The sequence below is a fragment of the Trinickia sp. Z7 genome (genome assembly GCF_056498045.1).
The window spans coordinates 337,986-356,170 of the sequence record NZ_JAUEQW010000003.1 but is presented as its reverse complement, the minus strand read 5'-3'; the positions used below and the strand labels follow the sequence as shown (position 1 = coordinate 356,170).

At 63.8% G+C, this 18,185-nt stretch carries 17 protein-coding genes; 12 read left to right on the top strand and 5 right to left on the bottom strand.

The window, feature by feature from the left end; all coding sequences use genetic code 11:
• The first annotated feature begins 115 nt into the window (after positions 1–115).
• Positions 116–2,977 (top strand): excinuclease ABC subunit UvrA, encoded by a 2,862-nt coding sequence (gene uvrA / locus QQS38_RS08140; RefSeq protein WP_479644856.1) that lies wholly within the window; start codon positions 116–118, stop codon positions 2,975–2,977.
• Positions 2,978–3,040: 63 nt separating this feature from the next.
• Positions 3,041–4,126, top strand: coding sequence for an AI-2E family transporter (locus tag QQS38_RS08135; protein ID WP_479644855.1), 1,086 nt, complete (start codon positions 3,041–3,043; stop codon positions 4,124–4,126).
• A 48-nt stretch (positions 4,127–4,174) separates the two neighbouring features.
• Here the strand turns inward: QQS38_RS08135 and purU are convergent, their stop codons facing one another.
• The 5 genes from purU to QQS38_RS08110 all read right to left on the bottom strand — a co-directional run bounded on the left by purU (position 4,175) and on the right by QQS38_RS08110 (position 9,398).
• Complete coding sequence (gene purU, locus QQS38_RS08130) at positions 4,175–5,044, bottom strand: formyltetrahydrofolate deformylase (RefSeq protein ID WP_479644854.1); 870 nt, start codon at positions 5,042–5,044, stop codon at positions 4,175–4,177.
• A 65-nt stretch (positions 5,045–5,109) separates the two neighbouring features.
• Entirely contained in the window at positions 5,110–5,964 is an 855-nt protein-coding gene (locus QQS38_RS08125; protein ID WP_479644853.1) for an NUDIX hydrolase, read from the bottom strand.
• A gap of 45 nt (positions 5,965–6,009) precedes the next feature.
• Positions 6,010–6,624: a LysE family translocator gene (locus tag QQS38_RS08120; RefSeq protein ID WP_479644852.1), complete on the bottom strand. Its 615-nt coding sequence runs from the start codon at positions 6,622–6,624 to the stop codon at positions 6,010–6,012.
• A gap of 113 nt (positions 6,625–6,737) precedes the next feature.
• Positions 6,738–7,304, bottom strand: a complete 567-nt coding sequence (locus tag QQS38_RS08115; protein ID WP_479644851.1) for an adenine phosphoribosyltransferase — start codon at positions 7,302–7,304, stop codon at positions 6,738–6,740.
• A gap of 90 nt (positions 7,305–7,394) precedes the next feature.
• Positions 7,395–9,398 carry a monovalent cation:proton antiporter family protein gene (locus QQS38_RS08110; RefSeq protein WP_479644850.1) on the bottom strand — a complete coding sequence of 668 codons (2,004 nt, stop codon included), beginning with the start codon at positions 9,396–9,398 and terminating at the stop codon, positions 7,395–7,397.
• 149 nt (positions 9,399–9,547) lie between these two features.
• Here QQS38_RS08110 and kdsD point away from each other — a divergent pair, with 149 nt between their 5' ends.
• The 10 genes from kdsD to rapZ all read left to right on the top strand — a co-directional run bounded on the left by kdsD (position 9,548) and on the right by rapZ (position 18,183).
• Positions 9,548–10,531, top strand: a complete 984-nt coding sequence (kdsD, locus tag QQS38_RS08105) for an arabinose 5-phosphate isomerase KdsD (RefSeq protein WP_479644849.1) — start codon at positions 9,548–9,550, stop codon at positions 10,529–10,531.
• On the top strand, positions 10,531–11,079 hold the full coding sequence (locus tag QQS38_RS08100; protein WP_479644848.1) for a KdsC family phosphatase: 549 nt from the start codon (positions 10,531–10,533) through the stop codon (positions 11,077–11,079). The genes kdsD and QQS38_RS08100 overlap by 1 nt, the downstream gene beginning before the upstream one ends.
• A complete protein-coding gene (gene lptC / locus QQS38_RS08095; RefSeq protein ID WP_479644847.1) occupies positions 11,076–11,690 on the top strand; it encodes an LPS export ABC transporter periplasmic protein LptC in 615 nt (204 codons plus the stop codon). Before QQS38_RS08100 ends, lptC begins: the two co-directional genes overlap by 4 nt.
• 29 nt (positions 11,691–11,719) lie before the next feature.
• Complete coding sequence (gene lptA / locus QQS38_RS08090; RefSeq protein WP_479644846.1) at positions 11,720–12,379, top strand: lipopolysaccharide transport periplasmic protein LptA; 660 nt, start codon at positions 11,720–11,722, stop codon at positions 12,377–12,379.
• 77 nt (positions 12,380–12,456) lie between these two features.
• Positions 12,457–13,182 (top strand): LPS export ABC transporter ATP-binding protein, encoded by a 726-nt coding sequence (gene lptB, locus QQS38_RS08085; RefSeq protein ID WP_479644997.1) that lies wholly within the window; start codon positions 12,457–12,459, stop codon positions 13,180–13,182.
• A gap of 128 nt (positions 13,183–13,310) precedes the next feature.
• Positions 13,311–14,816, top strand: a complete 1,506-nt coding sequence (locus tag QQS38_RS08080; protein ID WP_479644845.1) for an RNA polymerase factor sigma-54 — start codon at positions 13,311–13,313, stop codon at positions 14,814–14,816.
• A gap of 172 nt (positions 14,817–14,988) precedes the next feature.
• A complete protein-coding gene (hpf, locus tag QQS38_RS08075) occupies positions 14,989–15,348 on the top strand; it encodes a ribosome hibernation-promoting factor, HPF/YfiA family (RefSeq protein ID WP_277427387.1) in 360 nt (119 codons plus the stop codon).
• A gap of 270 nt (positions 15,349–15,618) precedes the next feature.
• A complete protein-coding gene (gene ptsN, locus QQS38_RS08070; protein ID WP_479644844.1) occupies positions 15,619–16,074 on the top strand; it encodes a PTS IIA-like nitrogen regulatory protein PtsN in 456 nt (151 codons plus the stop codon).
• Between the two features lie 134 nt (positions 16,075–16,208).
• The gene (gene hprK, locus QQS38_RS08065; RefSeq protein WP_102609100.1) at positions 16,209–17,177 is read left to right on the top strand and encodes an HPr(Ser) kinase/phosphatase; all 969 of its coding nucleotides are present in this window, start codon (positions 16,209–16,211) and stop codon (positions 17,175–17,177) included.
• A 103-nt stretch (positions 17,178–17,280) separates the two neighbouring features.
• On the top strand, positions 17,281–18,183 hold the full coding sequence (gene rapZ / locus QQS38_RS08060; protein WP_479644843.1) for an RNase adapter RapZ: 903 nt from the start codon (positions 17,281–17,283) through the stop codon (positions 18,181–18,183).
• Positions 18,184–18,185 lie beyond the last annotated feature (2 nt).

The following is an 18,185-nucleotide window of genomic DNA, read 5'->3' as shown; positions in this document are numbered from 1 at the left end:
CTGCAAATATAGCGAGCGTGGGCTCATGCGCTCCCGCACGCTGTAAGGACGCTGTAACGGCGGTCTGGAAAAGTCGTTATAGTAGCAGGTTTGGCCCCCTCCCCTCCCCAGGTTCATGGAACAGATTCGTATCCGTGGGGCGCGCACCCACAACCTGAAGAACGTCAATCTCGATCTGCCCCGCCACCAGCTCATCGTGATCACCGGCTTGTCCGGTTCGGGCAAGTCGTCGCTGGCGTTCGACACCCTCTATGCAGAGGGTCAGCGTCGTTACGTGGAAAGCCTTTCGGCCTACGCGCGCCAGTTCCTGCAGCTGATGGAGAAGCCCGATGTCGACCTGATCGAGGGTCTCTCGCCCGCCATCTCGATCGAACAAAAGGCGACGTCGCACAATCCGCGCTCGACGGTCGGCACCGTCACCGAAATTCACGACTATTTGCGTCTGCTCTATGCGCGCGTCGGCACGCCGTACTGCCCCGAGCACGAGATCGCGCTCGAGGCGCAAAGCGTCTCGCAAATGGTCGACGCCGCGCTCGCCCTGCCGGAGGAAACCAAGCTCATGATCCTTGCACCCGTGGTGGCGAACCGCAAGGGCGAGCATGCCGAACTGTTCGAGCAAATGCAGGCGCAAGGCTTCATCCGGTTCCGGATTCGCTCGGGAGGCGGCACGGCCAACGAGGGCACGGCGCACATCTACGACGTAGATTCCCTGCCCAAGCTCAAAAAGAACGACAAGCATTCGATCGACGTCGTCGTCGATCGGCTGAAGGTGCGTCCCGATATGAAGCAGCGCTTGGCCGAATCGTTCGAGACGGCCCTGCGCCTGGCCGACGGCCGCGCGATCGCGCTCGAAATGGACACGGACAAAGAGCACCTGTTCAGCTCGAAATTCGCCTGCCCGATCTGCTCGTACTCGCTGCCCGAACTCGAGCCGCGCCTGTTCTCGTTCAACAATCCGATGGGCGCATGCCCGGATTGCGACGGCCTCGGCCAAATCACGTTCTTCGATCCGAAGCGCGTCGTCGCGCATCCGTCGCTGTCGCTCGCGGCCGGCGCGGTCAAGGGCTGGGACCGCCGCAATCAGTTTTATTTCCAGATGCTGCAAAGCCTCGCGGCGTATTACGAATTCGAGATCGATACGCCCTTCGAGGATTTGCCCGAAAAAATCCGCAAGTTGATCTTGTTCGGCTCGGGCAAGGAGCAGATCCCGTTTTCGTATATCAACGAGCGCGGGCGCGCGACGGTGCGCGAGCATGTCTTCGAAGGCATCATTCCGAATCTCGAGCGCCGCTATCGCGAAACGGATTCGGCCGCCGTGCGCGAAGAACTCGCGAAGTATCAGAACAATCAAGCCTGCCCCTCTTGCGACGGCACGCGGCTGCGTCGCGAGGCGCGCTTCGTGCGGCTCGGGATGGACGGCGACGCGCGCGCGATCTACGAAGTGAGCGGCTGGCCGTTGCGCGACGCGCTCGGCTACTTCCAAACGCTCAAGCTCGAAGGCGCCAAGCGCGAGATCGGCGAGAAAGTCGTCAAGGAAATCGTCGCGCGCCTCATGTTCCTGAACAACGTCGGGCTCGACTACCTTTCGCTCGAGCGCAGCGCCGACACGCTCTCGGGCGGCGAGGCGCAGCGCATTCGCCTCGCATCCCAAATCGGCTCGGGTTTGACGGGCGTCATGTACGTGCTCGACGAACCGTCGATCGGCCTGCATCAGCGCGACAACGACCGCCTGATCGCGACGCTCAAGCATCTGCGCGATCTCGGCAATTCGGTCATCGTCGTCGAACACGACGAGGACATGATCCGCATGGCCGATTATGTCGTCGACATGGGCCCCGGCGCGGGCGAGCACGGCGGCATGATCATCGCCGAAGGCACACCCAACGAGGTGCAGAAGGATCCGGCTTCGCTCACGGGCCAATACCTCGCGGGCGAACGCCGCATCGAATTTCCCGATGAGCGTAAAGAGCCCGACGAGCGGCGTCTGCGCATCGTCGAGGCGTACGGCAACAACTTGAAGCGCGTCACGCTCGACCTGCCCGTGGGGCTGTTGACCTGCGTCACCGGCGTCTCGGGCTCGGGCAAGTCCACGCTGATCAACGACACGCTTTACCACGCGGTCGCCCAGCATTTGTACGGCTCGTCCACAGAACCGGCTCCCTATGAGCAAATCGAAGGGTTGGAGCACTTCGACAAGGTCATCAACGTCGATCAATCGCCGATCGGCCGCACCCCGCGCTCGAACCCGGCCACGTACACGGGGCTGTTCACGCCGATCCGCGAACTGTTCGCCGGCGTGCCCGCCGCGAAGGAACGCGGCTATGACCCGGGCCGGTTCTCGTTCAACGTCAAAGGCGGCCGCTGCGAGGCTTGCCAAGGCGACGGCGTGCTGAAAGTGGAAATGCACTTCCTGCCCGACGTGTACGTTCCCTGCGACGTCTGTCACGGCAAGCGCTACAACCGCGAAACGCTCGACGTGCAGTACAAGGGCAAGAACATCAGCGAAGTGCTCGATATGACGGTCGAGCACGCGCACGAATTCTTCGGCGCCGTACCCGTGATCGCACGCAAGCTCAAGACGTTGCTCGACGTCGGCTTGGGCTACATCCGGCTCGGCCAGTCGGCCACGACGCTATCGGGCGGCGAGGCTCAGCGCGTCAAGCTGTCGCTCGAACTGTCCAAGCGCGACACGGGCCGCACGCTCTACATTCTCGACGAGCCCACCACGGGGCTGCATTTCCACGACATCGCATTGCTACTGGAAGTCATCCACCGGTTGCGAGATCATGGCAATACCGTGGTCATCATCGAGCATAATCTCGATGTGATCAAAACTGCGGACTGGGTCATCGATCTCGGCCCGGAAGGCGGTGCGGGCGGCGGGCAAATCATCGCTCAAGGCCGGCCCGAGCAGATTGCAAAATCGAAGGCGAGCTTTACGGGACGGTATCTCGCGCCGCTGCTCGATCGCCGGTAACCGCGGCGCTCGTTCGCGGCTACGTGTATCGCCGCCCGACATCGGTTGGAGACCAGACATATCATGGCTAAGCGCAACGAGGCCCCCGAAGACACCCGCATGCGGGAGGTCGTCGGACGTCCCGTGCGGCTCACGAGCGACATGAGCCTGCCGAAGCTGTCGGCGGTCGAGATCGGCAGTTACCTGCTCGCCTTCGCCGGCATGTGGGCGGTTCTGCACTTCAAGCTACTCGGCGCGCTGCTTGCGGGCATGCTCGTCTATCAACTCGTCCACACGATCGCGCCCGGCATCGAGCGCCACATGTCCAGCCAGCGCGCGCGCTGGGTCGCCGTCGTGGTCATCGCGACCGTGGTCGTCGGAGGCCTGACGGGCATCTCGATCGGCATCGTCGAGCACTTCGAGCACACGGTGCCGAACATTCAAAACTTGCTCGATCAGGTCATGCAGATCGTCGATCAAGCGCGCTCGCGCTCGCCCGATTGGCTCTCCGCCATGCTGCCGGGCGATGTCTCGCAGATGAAGCAAAAGGCCGGCATGCTCGTGCATACGCACATGGAGCAACTACAACAAGGCGGTAAGAACGTTGCCCGCGGGTTCGGCCATGTGCTGTTCGGGATGATCATCGGCGCGATGATCGCCATCACGAGCGAGCGCCACATGCAGCGGCTGCCGCTGTCCACGGCGCTCGTCGCGCGAGCCTCGCGCTTTGCGGATGCGTTCCGGCGGATCGTGTTCGCACAAGTCAAGATATCGACGATCAACGCGGTGTTCACGGCGCTTTACTTGCTGATCGCGTTACCGATTTTTCACGAGCGGCTGCCGCTGTCGAAGACGCTCGTGCTCGTCACGTTTATCGCGGGGCTGCTGCCGGTTATCGGCAATCTGATCTCGAATACGCTGATCGTCGCCGTCTCGCTCGCCGTCAGCCTGCCGACGGCCATTTCCTCGCTCGTCTTTCTGGTATTGGTCCACAAGTTCGAATATTTTCTGAATGCGCGGATCGTCGGCGGGCAAATCGAGGCGCGCGCCTGGGAACTGCTGCTGGCCATGCTGATCATGGAAGCGGCAGCGGGCGTGCCGGGGCTCGTGGCCGCGCCCATCTTCTACGCTTACATCAAACGCGAACTCGTTTATCTGCGGCTGGTTTGAGGTTGGCGCGCGGGGAACGCTCCGGCGCTCAGCCGCGCACCCGCGCGTTCAACGAAACACGACCGTTTTCGTCCCATTCAGCACGATCCGATGCTCGACATGCCACTTCACCGCGCGCGCCAGCGTCACGCACTCGACGTCGCGGCCGATCGCAGTTAGTTGGTCGGGCGTCATGCTGTGATCGACGCGCTCCACTTCCTGCTCGATGATCGGACCTTCGTCAAGATCGGTCGTGACGTAATGGGCGGTCGCGCCGATCAACTTCACGCCCCGGTCGAACGCCTGGTAGTACGGCTTGGCGCCCTTGAAGCTCGGCAAGAACGAGTGATGGATATTGATCGCCCGGCCCGACAAGTGCTCGCACAGATTCGGCGACAAGATCTGCATATAGCGCGCGAGCACGACCAGATCGGCCGCGTTTTGGTCGATCACTTCGAGCACGCGCGCCTCTTGCGCGGCTTTGGCGGCGCCCGTCGAGTCCATCAGCGGGAAGTGATGGAACGGGATGTCATAACTTGCGGCGAGCTGATAGAAATCTTTGTGATTCGAAATGATCGCGGCAATCTCGATCGGCAGTTGCCCCGTGCGATAGCGGAACAGTAAATCGTTCAAGCAATGGCCGATTTTCGAGACCATGATGACGACCTTCGGCTTGAGCGCTGCGTCGTGGATCTCCGATCGCATCGAAAATTCCGCGGCCAACGGCGCGAACGCTTCGCGCAGCGCATCGAGCCCCGGGTCGCCGCCTACTTGTTGAAAGTGCACGCGCATGAAAAATTCGCCCGTGCGGCTATCGCCGAATTGTGCAGAGTCGAGAATATTGGCGCCGCGCTCGAACAGGAACCCCGATACCGCGTGGACGATGCCGGGCCGATCGGGGCACGATAGTTTCAAGATGAAGCTGTGTTGGGTCGACATGACCGAGTTGACTCCTATGTTTGATCCCTGCCGTAGCGCTCGCGTATTCAGCGCATGCGATCCGTTCAGCGCGTGACGAGCGGCGCGGCGAAAAGCGTATCGATGCCCGCGCAGGCGTCCTCATCGATCCAATCGTGGCGCAGCATGCAGTCGAGCGTCGCAAGGCTCGCATCGACGGTCATCTCGCCGTCCTCGATCCAACGCGCGACCTCGTCGATGCGCGCGAGCCGGTGTTCGCCCACTTCTCCATCCTGGTTGCGCGGGGCGAAATCCTCGGGCAGCGGCAGGTCGTAGATGAAAATCTGCTCGGCCTGCGTACCTTCGGGCAGCGACTGCAGCACATGCACCGTACGTCCGGGTTCGGCCTTGCCGGCCAGAGCGGCTTCGATGCCGGCCTCTTCCCAGCATTCCTTGACGATCGTCTCTTCGATCGACAAGCCCCAAGCAATGCCGCCCGCAACTACGTTGTCCAGCATGCCCGGGTCGGTCGCCTTGGTCTGGCTGCGGCGCGCGATCCAAAGCTGCGGCGCCCGACCCGCGTATTTTACGATGCCGTTCAAATGCACCGCGTAGGTCCTCGTGCCGAAGAAGCGCGCAGCGGCCCGCTCGATATAGGCGAGCGGCGCAGCGTCGAAGGCATTGCGAATCGCGTAAGTCTCGTCGCGCCAACCGACGATGCGCCCCTGCCCCGCGAGCGCACCGATGACAGCGCCCAACGCCGCGGACCGGCTGTCGGCGCTCCCGTCGAAACGAGCGGCCAACGTCACCGCTCTGGCGTCGATCTCGAAGACGTCGGGCCACCGCGCAAGCAGCGCGACGTCGTGCTCGCGTATCCATCCGACTTGCTCGGAAGCCATGAAAAACGGACGGTGCGCCTGCGGCTCGAAGCGGCGCGCATGGGCGATGCAGGGCAAGCTCATTGAAACTCCTTGACGGGTACGGCCGGCGAGAAGACGGATCGCGCCTCAATCGCGCAACGCCACGCGCAGCCCGAGCGCGATGAAAGTTGCGCCCGCGAGCCGGTCGAGCCAGACACCGGCGCGCGGACGACGCTTGAGCCACGCGCCGAGCGCACCGGCGAACAAACCGAACGCGGAAAAGATCGCCAGCGTCTGCAGCATGAAAACGAGGCCCAGTTCGATCATCTGGACGGCGACGCGCTGCGTGCCGCTCGGATCGACGAACTGAGGCAGGAACACGACGAAGAACAGCGTCACCTTCGGGTTCATCATGTTGCCGACGACGCTTTGGCGAAACACGGTGAAGAGCGGCACCGGCGCGCGCTCGTGAGCGCTCGCCAAGCCGCGGCTCGTCAGCGCCTTCACGCCGATCCAAATCAGATAGAGGCCGCCTGCGATCTTGACGATCTCGAACGCGAGCGGCGACGAGCGCAAGAGCGCCGCGATGCCGAACGCGGCGAGCGTCGTATGGAAGGTCAGCCCGGCGGCAAAGCCGAGCGCGGCCACGAGGCCTGCGGCACGGCCTTGCGCGATGCCGCGCGCGAGCACTTGCAGGTTGTCGGGCCCGGGCGCGGCCGTGATCGCCACGGAGGCGGCGAGAAACAACGGTAGGTTCGGCATGTTGGGTTTCGTCTATCGAATTCGATGGGGGGATGCATGCGTGCGGCGCCTCGCCAGGCGGGCGCTCCCGCCCAAGGGCCGCCGCGCACCGACACAGCGAGACGCCATGCCCGTCAGTGCCCAGGAAAGTCCGTCACCGTGTAGAGCGGCAAGCCGCTATCGCGCAGCAGCTTGGAGCCGCCCAAATCGGGCAGATCGACAATGGCGGCTCCCTCGACGACCTCCGCGCCGAGCCGCTCCAGCAGCTTTTTGCCTGCCATCATCGTGCCGCCCGTCGCGATCAGATCGTCGACGATCACGACACGGCTGCCGCGCTCGCAGGCATCCTCGTGAATTTCCACGGTGGCCGTCCCATATTCGAGCGCGTACGACTCGGATACCGTCTTATAGGGCAACTTGCCGATCTTGCGAATCGGAATGAAGCCGAGGTTCAACTCGTAAGCGACGATCGGCGCGATGATGAAGCCGCGTGCATCGAGACCCGCGACGTAGTCGAGCTTCGCTTCGACATAGCGCTCGATGAACAGGTCGATGAGCACCCGCAGCGTTTTCGGACGCTGCAGCAGCGGCGTGATATCGCGAAATTGCACGCCGGGCAGCGGCCAGTCGGGAATCGTGCGAATTTGGCTTTTGATGAACGCGGCGGCGTCGTGGGGCGCATCGGCGGGCGCATTGGACATGAAATTCTCCGCAGGAACTCGGCCGTGCTCATGCAGGGACGGCCGCAATCGATTGATGAAATAGGCGGTGTAGCAGGCGGCGCGCCGCGCTCACACGGCGGGCACCCCGGCGCGGCGACTGCGCAGCAAGCGCTCCTCGGCTAGCGCCAGCGCCTCGGGCAGGCCGCGCAGCACGACGATGTCGGCCTCTCGCAGCTTCGTCTCCGGGCCAGGTTCGACGCCGCGAATACCGTGCCGCCGGATCGCCGTGACCTCGACGCCCATCGAAGCGAACCCGAGTTCATCGAGCGAGCGTCCGACGGCGTCGGCATTGCCGTCGACCGCTACGGATTGTAGCCGCACCTGGTCATGGCCGTCGTCATCGCCCGGATCGTCGGCGCCGCGAAAGTAGCCGCGCAGCAGGCTGTAGCGGGCATCGCGCAACTCCTCGGCGCGCCGCACCACGCGCCGCATCGGCACCCCCATCAGCACGAGCGTGTGCGACGCGAGCATGAGACTGCCTTCGACGATCTCGGGAATGACCTCGGTCGCGCCGGCTGCGAGCAGTTTCTCGAGATCGCCATCGTCGACCGTGCGCACGATGACCGGCAGCGCCGGCTCGAGCTCATGCACGTGGTGCAGCACGCGCAGGGCCGACGGCGTATTCGCGTAGGTGATCGCCACGGCCGCGGCCCGGTGGATACCCGCCGCAACGAGCGACTCGCGCCGCGCCGCATCGCCGAACACGACCGATTCCCCCGCCGCCGCGGCCGCCGTCACGCGATCCGGATCCAGATCGAGCGCGACATAGGGCAGCCCTTCATGCTCGAGCATGCGCGCGAGGTTCTGCCCCGCGCGACCGTAGCCGCAAATGATCACGTGGGCGTTTTGCCGCAGGCTTTGCGTTGCGATGCGCGTCATGAGCAGCGACTGCTGCATCCATTCAGTCGAGGAAAGCCGCAAAACGATGCGGTCGGCGTTTTGAATCAAGAATGGCGCGGCCAGCATCGAGAGCAGCATCGCCGCCAGAATCGCCTGCAGCAGCGTGGCATCGACGAGACGCTTGTCCAGAATCAAGTTCAGCAGCACGAAACCGAACTCGCCCGCTTGCGCGAGCCCCAAGCCCGTGCGCATCGCGACGCCCGGCGTCGCGCCGAAAAGCCGCGCGAGCCCCGTGATCATGACGGTCTTGAGCAACACCGGGCCGATCAAGAACGCCAGCACGAGCAAGGGATGCGCGATCAGCACGCGTGGATCGAGCAACATACCCGTCGTGATGAAGAAAAGCCCGAGCAATACGTCTCGAAACGGCTTGATGTCCTCTTCCACCTGGTGCCGGTACGGCGTTTCCGCGATCAACATGCCGGCGATGAACGCCCCGAGCGCAAGCGACAGCCCGAACTTGTCCGTGATGAACGCGGCCCCGAGCGTGACGAGCAAGAGGTTCAGCACGAACAACTCCTGCGAGCGCCGCCGCGCCACGACGTTGAACCAGCGCGTCATGAAACGCTGGCCGACATAGAGCAGCAGCGAGAGCGCGACCACGATCTTGAGCGCCGCGATCCCGAGCGTTCGCGCCAAATCGTGCGAGTCGCCGCCTAGTGCGGCGATGACGATCAAGAGCGGCACCACGGCCAAGTCTTGGAACAGCAGCACGCCGAAGATGTTGCGCCCGTGCTCGGTCTCGATTTCGAGGCGCTCGGCGAGCATTTTGCTGACGATGGCCGTCGAGGACATCGCCAGCGCGCCGCCGAGCGCAATGCTGCCCTGCCAGCTCACGTGCATCCAGCGCTCGAGCAACGAGCCCACCAACACGGAAACGCCGACGGTGCCGATCACCTGCAGCAGGCCGAGCCCGAACACGAGGCTGCGCATTGCCCGCAGCTTGGCGAGCGAGAACTCGAGCCCGATCGAGAACATGAGGAAGACGACGCCGAACTCGGCGAGATTCTGCGCGCGCTCCGAATCGGGCGCGAGACCGAGCGCGTGCGGCCCGACAACGATGCCCACCGTCAGATACCCGAGCATCGGCGGCAAATTCAACGAGCGGAACAATACGACGCCCACTACCGACGCAAGCAGCAGGAAGAGCGTCATTTCGAGCGGAGAAATCACGTACGAAGCGTCCTCGGTCGTCAGCGAAATGCGCGGACACGGGCAACGCGCCGCGCATTCGGCGGTTTGGAGCGCCGTGAGGCGGCTATGGGCCAGGCGGTCGAGCGCGGCCCGGCGGGGCGAACGACGCCTTTGCTATACTCCGGCGAATGATAGCGAAAATCAATGGCGACCGGGCATTGGCGCTCGCCCGGGAAGTCCTCGACATCGAAGCCGACGCCGTGCGCGGGCTTCGCGAACAAGTCGACGAGCGCTTCGTCGCGGCGGTCGACTTACTACTGAGTTGCCGCGGCCGCGTCGTCGTTTCGGGCATCGGCAAATCCGGCCACATCGCACGCAAGCTCGCCGCCACGTTGGCGAGCACGGGCACGCCCGCCTTTTTCGTGCACCCGGCCGAAGCGAGCCACGGCGATCTCGGCATGGTCACGAAGGACGACGTCTTCATCGGCCTTTCCAATTCCGGCGAATCGGAAGAACTCGTCGCGATCCTGCCGCTCGTCAAACGCCTCGGCGCGAAGCTGATCGCGATGACCGGGCGGCCGCAATCGTCGCTCGCGCAGCTCGCCGACGTGCACTTGTACGCCGGGGTGTCGAAGGAAGCCTGCCCGCTCGATCTCGCCCCCACCGCGAGCACCACGGCCGCGCTCGCGCTCGGCGATGCGCTCGCGATGGCGGTGCTCGATGCGCGCGGCTTCGGCGCGGACGATTTCGCGCGCTCCCATCCGGGCGGCGCGCTCGGCCGGCGGCTGCTCACCTATGTGCGCGACGTGATGCGCACGGGCGATCAGTTGCCGCAGGTCGGCGCGGACGCGACGGTGCGCGACGCCTTGTTCCAGTTGACGGCCAAGCGCATGGGCATGACGGCGATCGTCGACGAAGCAGGCCGCATCGAAGGGATCTTCACGGACGGCGATCTGCGGCGCGTTCTCGAGCGCACGGGAGATTTCCGCGATTTGCCGATCGTCGACGTCATGACGCGCACGCCGCGCACGATCGGCCCCGACCATCTCGCCGTCGAGGCCGTCGAATCGATGGAGCGTCACCGTATCAATCAGATGCTCGTGGTCGACGGCGAAGGCAAATTGATCGGTGCGCTCAACATGCACGATCTGTTTTCGAAGAAGGTGATTTGATGGCCGCCTCGCCCCTCACGGCCAGAGAACGCGCGAGCCGCGTCAAGCTGATGATTTTCGACGTCGACGGCGTTCTGACCGACGGCAGCCTGATGTTTACGGCTCAGGGCGATTACATGAAGTCGTTCAACTCGATGGACGGCCACGGCCTGAAACTGCTCGGCGAGGCGGGCATCCAAACGGCGATCATCACGGGCCGCCGCTCCGACATCGTGCTCGCGCGCGCCACCGAATTGCGCGTCTCGCACATTCATCAAGGTTCGGCCGACAAAGTGGCGACGCTCGTCGAGTTGATGCGTGAAGCGAATGTCACGGCCGAGCAATGCGGCTACATGGGCGACGACTGGCCCGACCTCGGCGTCATCACGCGCTGCGGCTTCGCCGCCGCCCCGGCCAACGCCCATCCCGAGGTGATCGCTCGCGCGCATTGGGTATCGGAGGCGCGCGGCGGGCAGGGCGCGGTGCGCGAAGTATGCGACGCGCTGTTGCGCGCGCACAACCGCTACGAAGCGCTGCTCGCGGCCGCTTGCGGGACGCCGCCCGCATGAATTCCTCGCGCATCGCATCGCTCTTGTCGCTGCTCGCTCTGGCAGCGCTCGCAGGCGGCACCTATTGGCTGCTGCAGGCGACGCTGCCGCCCGCTGCACGCGGGGAACAGGGCGTCAAGACGCACACGCCCGATTACTTCGCCGACAATTTCTCCGTGTCCGAGCTCGATCAGTCCGGCACGACGCAATATCGGCTGACGGCGGCCAAGATGGTGCATTACGAAGACGACGAAAATAGCGATCTCACGCGTCCGGCCGTCCGAGCGTTCCAGCCGGGCAGGCCGATCGTGACCGCTACCGGCGAGCGCGGCACCGTCAACGGCGACGCCTCGATCGTCGATTTGTACGATAACGCGCGCATCGTCCGCGCGGCGGGTGCGGGCGACCCCGAAATGCAAGCCGACTCGGTCCATTTCCGGGTGCTCGTGAACGACGATGTGATCGAGACGGAAAAGCCGGTTAAACTTCGGCGCGGCCTGTCGATCGCGACGGCAAGCGCCATGAACTACAACAACGTCACCCGCGTGATGCAGCTTTCGGGCAATGTCCGAGGCGCCATCGCGGCTTCGGATATCTCCGGCGGCGGCAGCCCCGCCGCCGGGGCGAAGTAGCCGGGCCCATCTTTTCGTAGCGTGACTGAATGAACGAATCGTTCTTGCCTATCGGACGCCGGTCAGCGCGCGTCGCCCTCGCAGCGACGCTGGTCGCGCTCGCCGGCTTTGCATTCGGCCCCGCCGCGCATGCCGAGCGCGCCGACAAGGACAAGCCGCTCAACATCGAGGCGGACAAGATGACCTACGACGATTTGAAACAGGTCACGATCTTCACGGGCCACGTCGTCGCGACGAAGGGCACGATCCTCATCAAGGCCGATCGCGTCGACGTGCATCAAGATCCGCAAGGCTATCAATATGCGACGGGCACCATGGCCGCCGGCAGCAAGGATCTCGCCTATTTCCGCCAAAAACGCGAAGGCATCGACGAATATGTCGAGGGCAACGCCGAGCGAATCGACTACGATGGCAAGCAAGACTTGACGACGCTCACCACGCGCGCAACCGTTCGCCGCCTGCAAGGTTTGACGACGCTCGTGGACGAAGTCCACGGCAGCGTCATCACCTACGACGGCCAGAACGACTTCTACACCGCGCGCGCGGGCAAAGACGTGGCCGGGCCGGGCAATCCGAGCGGCCGGGTGCGCGCGATGCTTTCGCCGCGCAACGGCGCGCCGGCGCCGCTCACCGGCTCGCCAGCCACGCTCGCGCCCGCCTCGCACATTCAAGGAAACGTGCCGCAGTGAATACGCTATCCCCCCACGCCGCGACGACGGACGGCGCGAGCGCGCCCGAGCAGCACCGCCCCGCGAGTTCGCTCGTCGTGCGCAGCTTGAAGAAGCGCTACGGCACGCGCACCGTCGTCAAGGACGTCTCGCTCGACGTGAAGAGCGGCGAGGTGGTGGGTCTGCTGGGGCCCAACGGTGCGGGCAAGACGACGTCGTTCTATATGATCGTCGGCCTCGTGCCGCTCGATGCGGGCGAAATCGTGCTGGACGGCAATTCGATCAGCCTGCTGCCCATCCACAAACGCGCGGCCCTCGGTTTGTCGTACCTGCCGCAAGAGGCCTCGGTGTTTCGCAAGCTGACGGTCGAAGAGAATATTCGGGCAGTGCTCGAGCTTCAGCGCGACCAGAACGGCAAACGCCTCTCGAAGCCGGCGATCGAAGCGCGCACCGAGGCGCTGCTCGACGAGCTGCAGGTTGCGCATCTGCGGGAAAACCCGGCCCTCTCGCTCTCCGGCGGCGAGCGCCGCCGCGTGGAGATCGCACGCGCCCTGGCCACGAACCCGAGCTTCATTCTGCTAGACGAGCCGTTCGCCGGCGTGGACCCGATCGCCGTGCTAGAGATTCAAAAGATCGTCAAATTCCTCAAGCAGCGCAACATCGGCGTGCTCATCACCGACCACAACGTGCGCGAAACGCTGGGTATTTGCGATCACGCCTACATCATAAGCGACGGCTCGGTGCTGGCGGCCGGCGCGCCGCGCGAGATCATCGAAAACGAAAGCGTGCGCCGCGTGTACCTCGGCGAGCATTTCCGGATGTAAGGTTCGGATCACCGCATCCAGCATTTTTTTCGAGGCTGCGCGGCGGCGCGTGGCCGTTCGACGCATCCCATCGTCGCCGCGAGGTTCCCGGCGCGTGGCAAAGTCTCTACAATGAAAGACACATTGCCATGAAAGCCAGCCTCCAACTTCGCCTATCGCAGCATCTTGCGCTGACCCCACAACTGCAGCAGTCGATCCGATTGCTGCAGCTGTCGACGCTCGAATTGCAGCAGGAAGTTGCGATGGCGGTTTCGCAAAATCCGCTGCTGGAATCCGAAGACGAATGGATCGCCAGCCCGCTGCGCGTCGCCGGTGACGGCACCGTCATTGCGCAAAGTCCCACGTCGTCGGCGCCGGAGCCGATGAGCGGAGCAAGCTCGTCCGAGCCCGCCGAGCGCGCGGACGGCGGCGAGGCATCGAGTTCCGACGATTACAGCCCGCTCGGCGCGAGCGACGGCAACGATTCCTCGCAATGGAATCTGGACGATTACGGCCGCTCGTCCGGCGCATCGGACGACGACGATTTGCCCCCGCTGCAGATCCACGAATCCACCACGACGCTGCGCGACCATTTGATGGCGCAGCTGCGCGTGACGCAAGCGAGCCCGCGCGATCGCGCGCTGATCACGTTCTTGATCGAATCGCTCGGCGACGACGGCTATCTCACTTCCTCGCTCGACGAGATACTGGCCGATCTGCCGGACGAGCTCGAGGTCGACCTCGACGAACTCGGCGCCGCCCTTGCTCTGCTTCAAAGCTTCGATCCGGCAGGCGTCGGCGCGCGCTCGGCCTCCGAATGCCTGAAGCTGCAGTTGCTGCGGCTACCGGATTCGCCCACGCGCAAGCTCGCGCTCGAAATCACGGCCAACCACCTCGAATTGCTGGCTGCGCGCGATTTCACGCGGTTGCGCAAGCAACTAAAGGCGACCGACGACGAACTGCGCGACGCGCAGACGCTGATCCGCTCGCTCGAACCGTTTCCGGGCGCCGCTTACGGCAAGGCCGAGGCCGATTACGTCGTGCCCGACATCATGGTCAGGAAGACCGCGGGCGGCTGGCAAGCCGAGCTGAACCCCGAGGTGGTCCCGCGTTTGCGCATCAACCATCTCTACGCGAATATTTTGCGCAACAATCGCGGCGATCCGGGTAGCGGTTCCCTGCGCCAGCAGTTGCAGGAAGCGCGCTGGCTGATCAAGAATATCCAGCAGCGATTCGAGACGATCCTGCGCGTCGCACAGGCCATCGTCGAGCGGCAAAAGAACTTTTTCGTGCATGGGGAAATCGCGATGCGCCCCTTGGTTTTGCGAGAAATAGCTGATACGCTGGGCTTACACGAATCGACGGTATCGCGTGTGACAACCGGCAAGTACATGCTCACCCCTTTCGGGACGCTCGAGTTCAAGTACTTCTTCGGGTCCCACGTGTCGACCGATACGGGGGGCGCGGCCTCATCCACGGCCATTCGCGCGCTGATCAAGCAACTGATAGGAGCCGAAGACTCGAAAACTCCCCTTTCGGACAGCCGCATAGCCGAACTGCTGGCGGAGCAAGGATTCGTGGTCGCACGCCGGACGGTCGCCAAGTACCGCGAAGCACTCAAGATCCCCGCAGTCAATTTGCGTAAGTCTCTTTAAGCTTTCCGCGTTTTGCGGAGAGCGTTTACCGGCCCTGACGCCATCAGCGGATTTGGCCGGCCGATACGACCCGCCGCTCGTCAGTCACGCGGGGTGATGACTCGAGCGGGCCGCTCCCGACCGGCGCAGGCGCACCGATGGTGTCCAGGCAGCCTTTTGTTTGGAGAGCACTATGAATCTGAAGATCAGTGGACACCATCTCGAAGTCACGCCGGCGTTGCGAGAATACGTGATCACCAAGCTCGACAAGGTGCTAAGACATTTCGATCAGGTGATCGATGGCAATGTGGTCCTCTCGGTCGACAACCATAAGGAAAAGGATAAGCGGCAGAAGGTTGAAATCAACCTTCACTTAAAGGGCAAGGATATCTTCATCGAAAGCGCCAACGGCGACCTGTACGCAGCGATCGATCTCATGGTCGATCGGCTCGACCGGCAGGTCGTACGACATAAAGGGCGCATCCAAGAGCATCAGCACGATGCGATCAAACATCAGGACGTGCCTTTGGCAGGCGAGCAGGCACAGCCGTAAGACGACGATCGACGCCGAGACCGTCTCACCCCGCGCAAAAAGCCGCTCATTCGAGCGGCTTTTTTTCGTGTCGAAGCGAAACCGTCGAGCTGCACTAGGGCGGGCGCACCACCTGCTTCGGCCCTGTTCTATAATGTGCCGGTTATTGAGGGGCAGCCGGCCGCACTGCAGCCCGTCGGCGTCGGCCCGAAACAGCCGGCGCGCACGGCCGAAAATCGACACCAGCCAGTTGCCGCGAGGAGCGCCCAGGCGACGCGTTAGCCTGCCAACATGAATCGTTTAGCCAAATTTCTACCGCTCGAAAACGTCGTTATCGACCTTTCCGTCACCAGCAAGAAGCGCGTGTTCGAGCAAGCGGGCTTGATTTTCGAAAACCAAAACGGAATCGCCCGCAGCGCAGTGACCGACAATCTCTTTGCTCGCGAACGGCTCGGCTCCACCGCGCTCGGCGAAGGCGTAGCGATCCCTCACGGGCGCATCAAGGGGCTCAAGCAGCCGCTGGCCGCTTTCGTGCGCCTCGATCAGCCGATCCCCTTCGAATCGCCCGATGGGCAACCGGTCTCGCTCCTGATCTTCCTGCTCGTGCCCGAACAGGCCACGCAGCAGCACCTGGAAATCCTTTCGGAAATCGCGCAATTGCTGTCGGACCGGGAAGCGCGAGAGCGCCTGCACACCGAGCAAAACCGCGAAGAGTTGCATCGCCTGCTCACCCAATGGCACCCTTGAGCATGCCGTAACGCCGCGGGCCTCGAGCCGCGGAGTCGGCACGGCGCATGACCGGCGCCGCTCATGGACCTTGGCGGGCGGCTCGACGCATGTCGTCGCCGCGCGCGTCGCGGTCAAACTGGAGCAACGGATTCATGGATACGTCCAGCATCAACGCCCAAAGTATTTTCGACGACAACGCCGCCATGCTCAAACTGAGCTGGCTGACGGGGCATGAGGGCTGGGAACGCGGTTTCTCGGCCGAAACCGTCGCCAATGCGACTTCGAGCGCCGACCTCGTCGGCCACCTGAATTTGATTCACCCGAATCGGATCCAAGTGCTCGGCGAGGCGGAAGTCAATTACTACCAGCGGCAAACCGACGAGGACCGCTCGCGCCACATGGCCGAGCTGATCGCGCTCGAGCCGCCGTTTCTCGTCGTGGCGGGGGGCGTCGCCGCGCCGCCGGAACTCGTCTTGCGCTGCACGCGTTCGTCCACGCCGCTGTTTACGACGCCGATGTCCCCCGCTGCCGTGATCGACAGCTTGCGCCTATACATGTCGCGCATCCTCGCGCCGCGGGCAACGCTGCACGGCGTATTTCTCGACATTCTCGGCATGGGCGTGCTCTTGACGGGCGATTCGGGCCTGGGCAAAAGCGAGCTCGGCCTCGAGCTCATCAGCCGCGGGCACGGGCTCGTGGCCGACGACGCCGTCGATTTCGTGCGGCTCGGACCCGATTTCGTCGAAGGGCGCTGCCCGCCTCTCTTGCAGAATCTGCTCGAAGTGCGCGGCCTCGGCCTGCTCGACATCAAAACGATCTTCGGCGAAACGGCCGTGCGCCGCAAAATGAAGCTCAAGTTGATCGTGCAACTCGTGCGCAGGCCCGACGGCGAATTCCAGCGCCTGCCGCTGGAAAGTCAGACCGTGGACGTTCTGGGGCTGCCGATCAGCAAGGTGACGATTCAGGTGGCGGCGGGCCGCAACCTCGCCGTGCTGGTCGAGGCGGCCGTGCGCAATACGATCCTGCAGCTGCGCGGGATCGACACTTTGCGCGATTTCATGGATAGGCAACGGATCGCAATGCAAGATCCGGACAGTCAATTGCCCGGCAAGCTCATGTGACGAAGCGCGGGGGGCGCGCCGCCTCCCCCGCCGAAAACAAGCACTGGCGAGCACAGTCGCGCCGGGGCGACAGTGCTATGATGAAACGAACTGGTTCTTCCCCATGCGCATCGTTCTGATCACCGGCATCTCCGGCTCCGGCAAGTCCGTCGCGTTGAACGCACTGGCCGACGCAGGCTACTACTGCGTCGACAATCTGCCGCCTCGCTTTCTGCCCGCGCTCGCGCAGTATCTCGCGAGCGAAGACGAAGCCTACGAGCGGCTGGCAGTGGCGATCGACGCGCGTTCGAGCGCCTCGCTGGACGAAATGCCCGGCATCATCCGCGATTTGGCGAGCGAACACGACGTGCGCGTGTTGTTTCTCAATGCGAGTACGCAGTCGCTGATCCAGCGTTTCTCCGAGACGCGCCGGCGGCATCCGCTGTCCGGCACGCCCGCGCACGATGCCGACGTCGGCTTGCTTGCCTCGCTGGAGGAAGCGATCGAGCGCGAGCGCGAGCTCGTCGCGCCGCTTGCGGAGTTCGGCCATCAGATCGATACCAGCAATCTGCGCGCGAACGTGCTGCGTGCTTGGGTGACCCGTTTCATCGAAGAACAACGCGAAGGCCTGATGTTGATGTTCGAGTCGTTCGGATTCAAGCGTGGGCTGCCGCTCGACGCCGATTTCGTCTTCGACGTGCGCGCCTTGCCGAACCCGTACTACGATCACCGTTTGCGCCCGCTCACCGGGCGCGACCAGCCCGTCATCGATTACCTCGAGGCGTTGCCGATCGTGCAGGAAATGATCGACGACATCCACACATTCGTCATGAAGTGGCTGCCCCGTTTTCGCGAGGACAACCGCAGCTACTTGACCGTCGCCATCGGTTGCACGGGCGGCCAGCACCGCTCCGTGTTCATTGCCGAAACGCTCGCCGCGCGGCTCGCTCGCGAAGCGACCGTGATCGTACGGCATCGCGATGCGCCGGTCGCCATTGACGAGTCCTCGCGGTTGGTAACGGCTTAACC

What these genes read in the sequence shown, in the direction of transcription:
- lptC (WP_479644847.1), top strand. Translation starts at nt 11,076, where the DNA reads ATGAATTCCTCGCGCATCGCATCGCTCTTGTCGCTGCTCGCTCTGGCA.
- hprK (WP_102609100.1), top strand. Translation starts at nt 16,209, where the DNA reads ATGGATACGTCCAGCATCAACGCCCAAAGTATTTTCGACGACAACGCC.
- QQS38_RS08080 (WP_479644845.1), top strand. Translation starts at nt 13,311, where the DNA reads ATGAAAGCCAGCCTCCAACTTCGCCTATCGCAGCATCTTGCGCTGACC.
- QQS38_RS08120 (WP_479644852.1), bottom strand. Translation starts at nt 6,624, where the DNA reads ATGCCGAACCTACCGTTGTTTCTCGCCGCCTCCGTGGCGATCACGGCC.
- QQS38_RS08115 (WP_479644851.1), bottom strand. Translation starts at nt 7,304, where the DNA reads ATGTCCAATGCGCCCGCCGATGCGCCCCACGACGCCGCCGCGTTCATC.
- QQS38_RS08125 (WP_479644853.1), bottom strand. Translation starts at nt 5,964, where the DNA reads ATGAGCTTGCCCTGCATCGCCCATGCGCGCCGCTTCGAGCCGCAGGCG.
- uvrA (WP_479644856.1), top strand. Translation starts at nt 116, where the DNA reads ATGGAACAGATTCGTATCCGTGGGGCGCGCACCCACAACCTGAAGAAC.
- hpf (WP_277427387.1), top strand. Translation starts at nt 14,989, where the DNA reads ATGAATCTGAAGATCAGTGGACACCATCTCGAAGTCACGCCGGCGTTG.
- rapZ (WP_479644843.1), top strand. Translation starts at nt 17,281, where the DNA reads ATGCGCATCGTTCTGATCACCGGCATCTCCGGCTCCGGCAAGTCCGTC.
- kdsD (WP_479644849.1), top strand. Translation starts at nt 9,548, where the DNA reads ATGATAGCGAAAATCAATGGCGACCGGGCATTGGCGCTCGCCCGGGAA.
- ptsN (WP_479644844.1), top strand. Translation starts at nt 15,619, where the DNA reads ATGAATCGTTTAGCCAAATTTCTACCGCTCGAAAACGTCGTTATCGAC.
- QQS38_RS08135 (WP_479644855.1), top strand. Translation starts at nt 3,041, where the DNA reads ATGGCTAAGCGCAACGAGGCCCCCGAAGACACCCGCATGCGGGAGGTC.
- QQS38_RS08100 (WP_479644848.1), top strand. Translation starts at nt 10,531, where the DNA reads ATGGCCGCCTCGCCCCTCACGGCCAGAGAACGCGCGAGCCGCGTCAAG.
- lptA (WP_479644846.1), top strand. Translation starts at nt 11,720, where the DNA reads ATGAACGAATCGTTCTTGCCTATCGGACGCCGGTCAGCGCGCGTCGCC.
- purU (WP_479644854.1), bottom strand. Translation starts at nt 5,044, where the DNA reads ATGTCGACCCAACACAGCTTCATCTTGAAACTATCGTGCCCCGATCGG.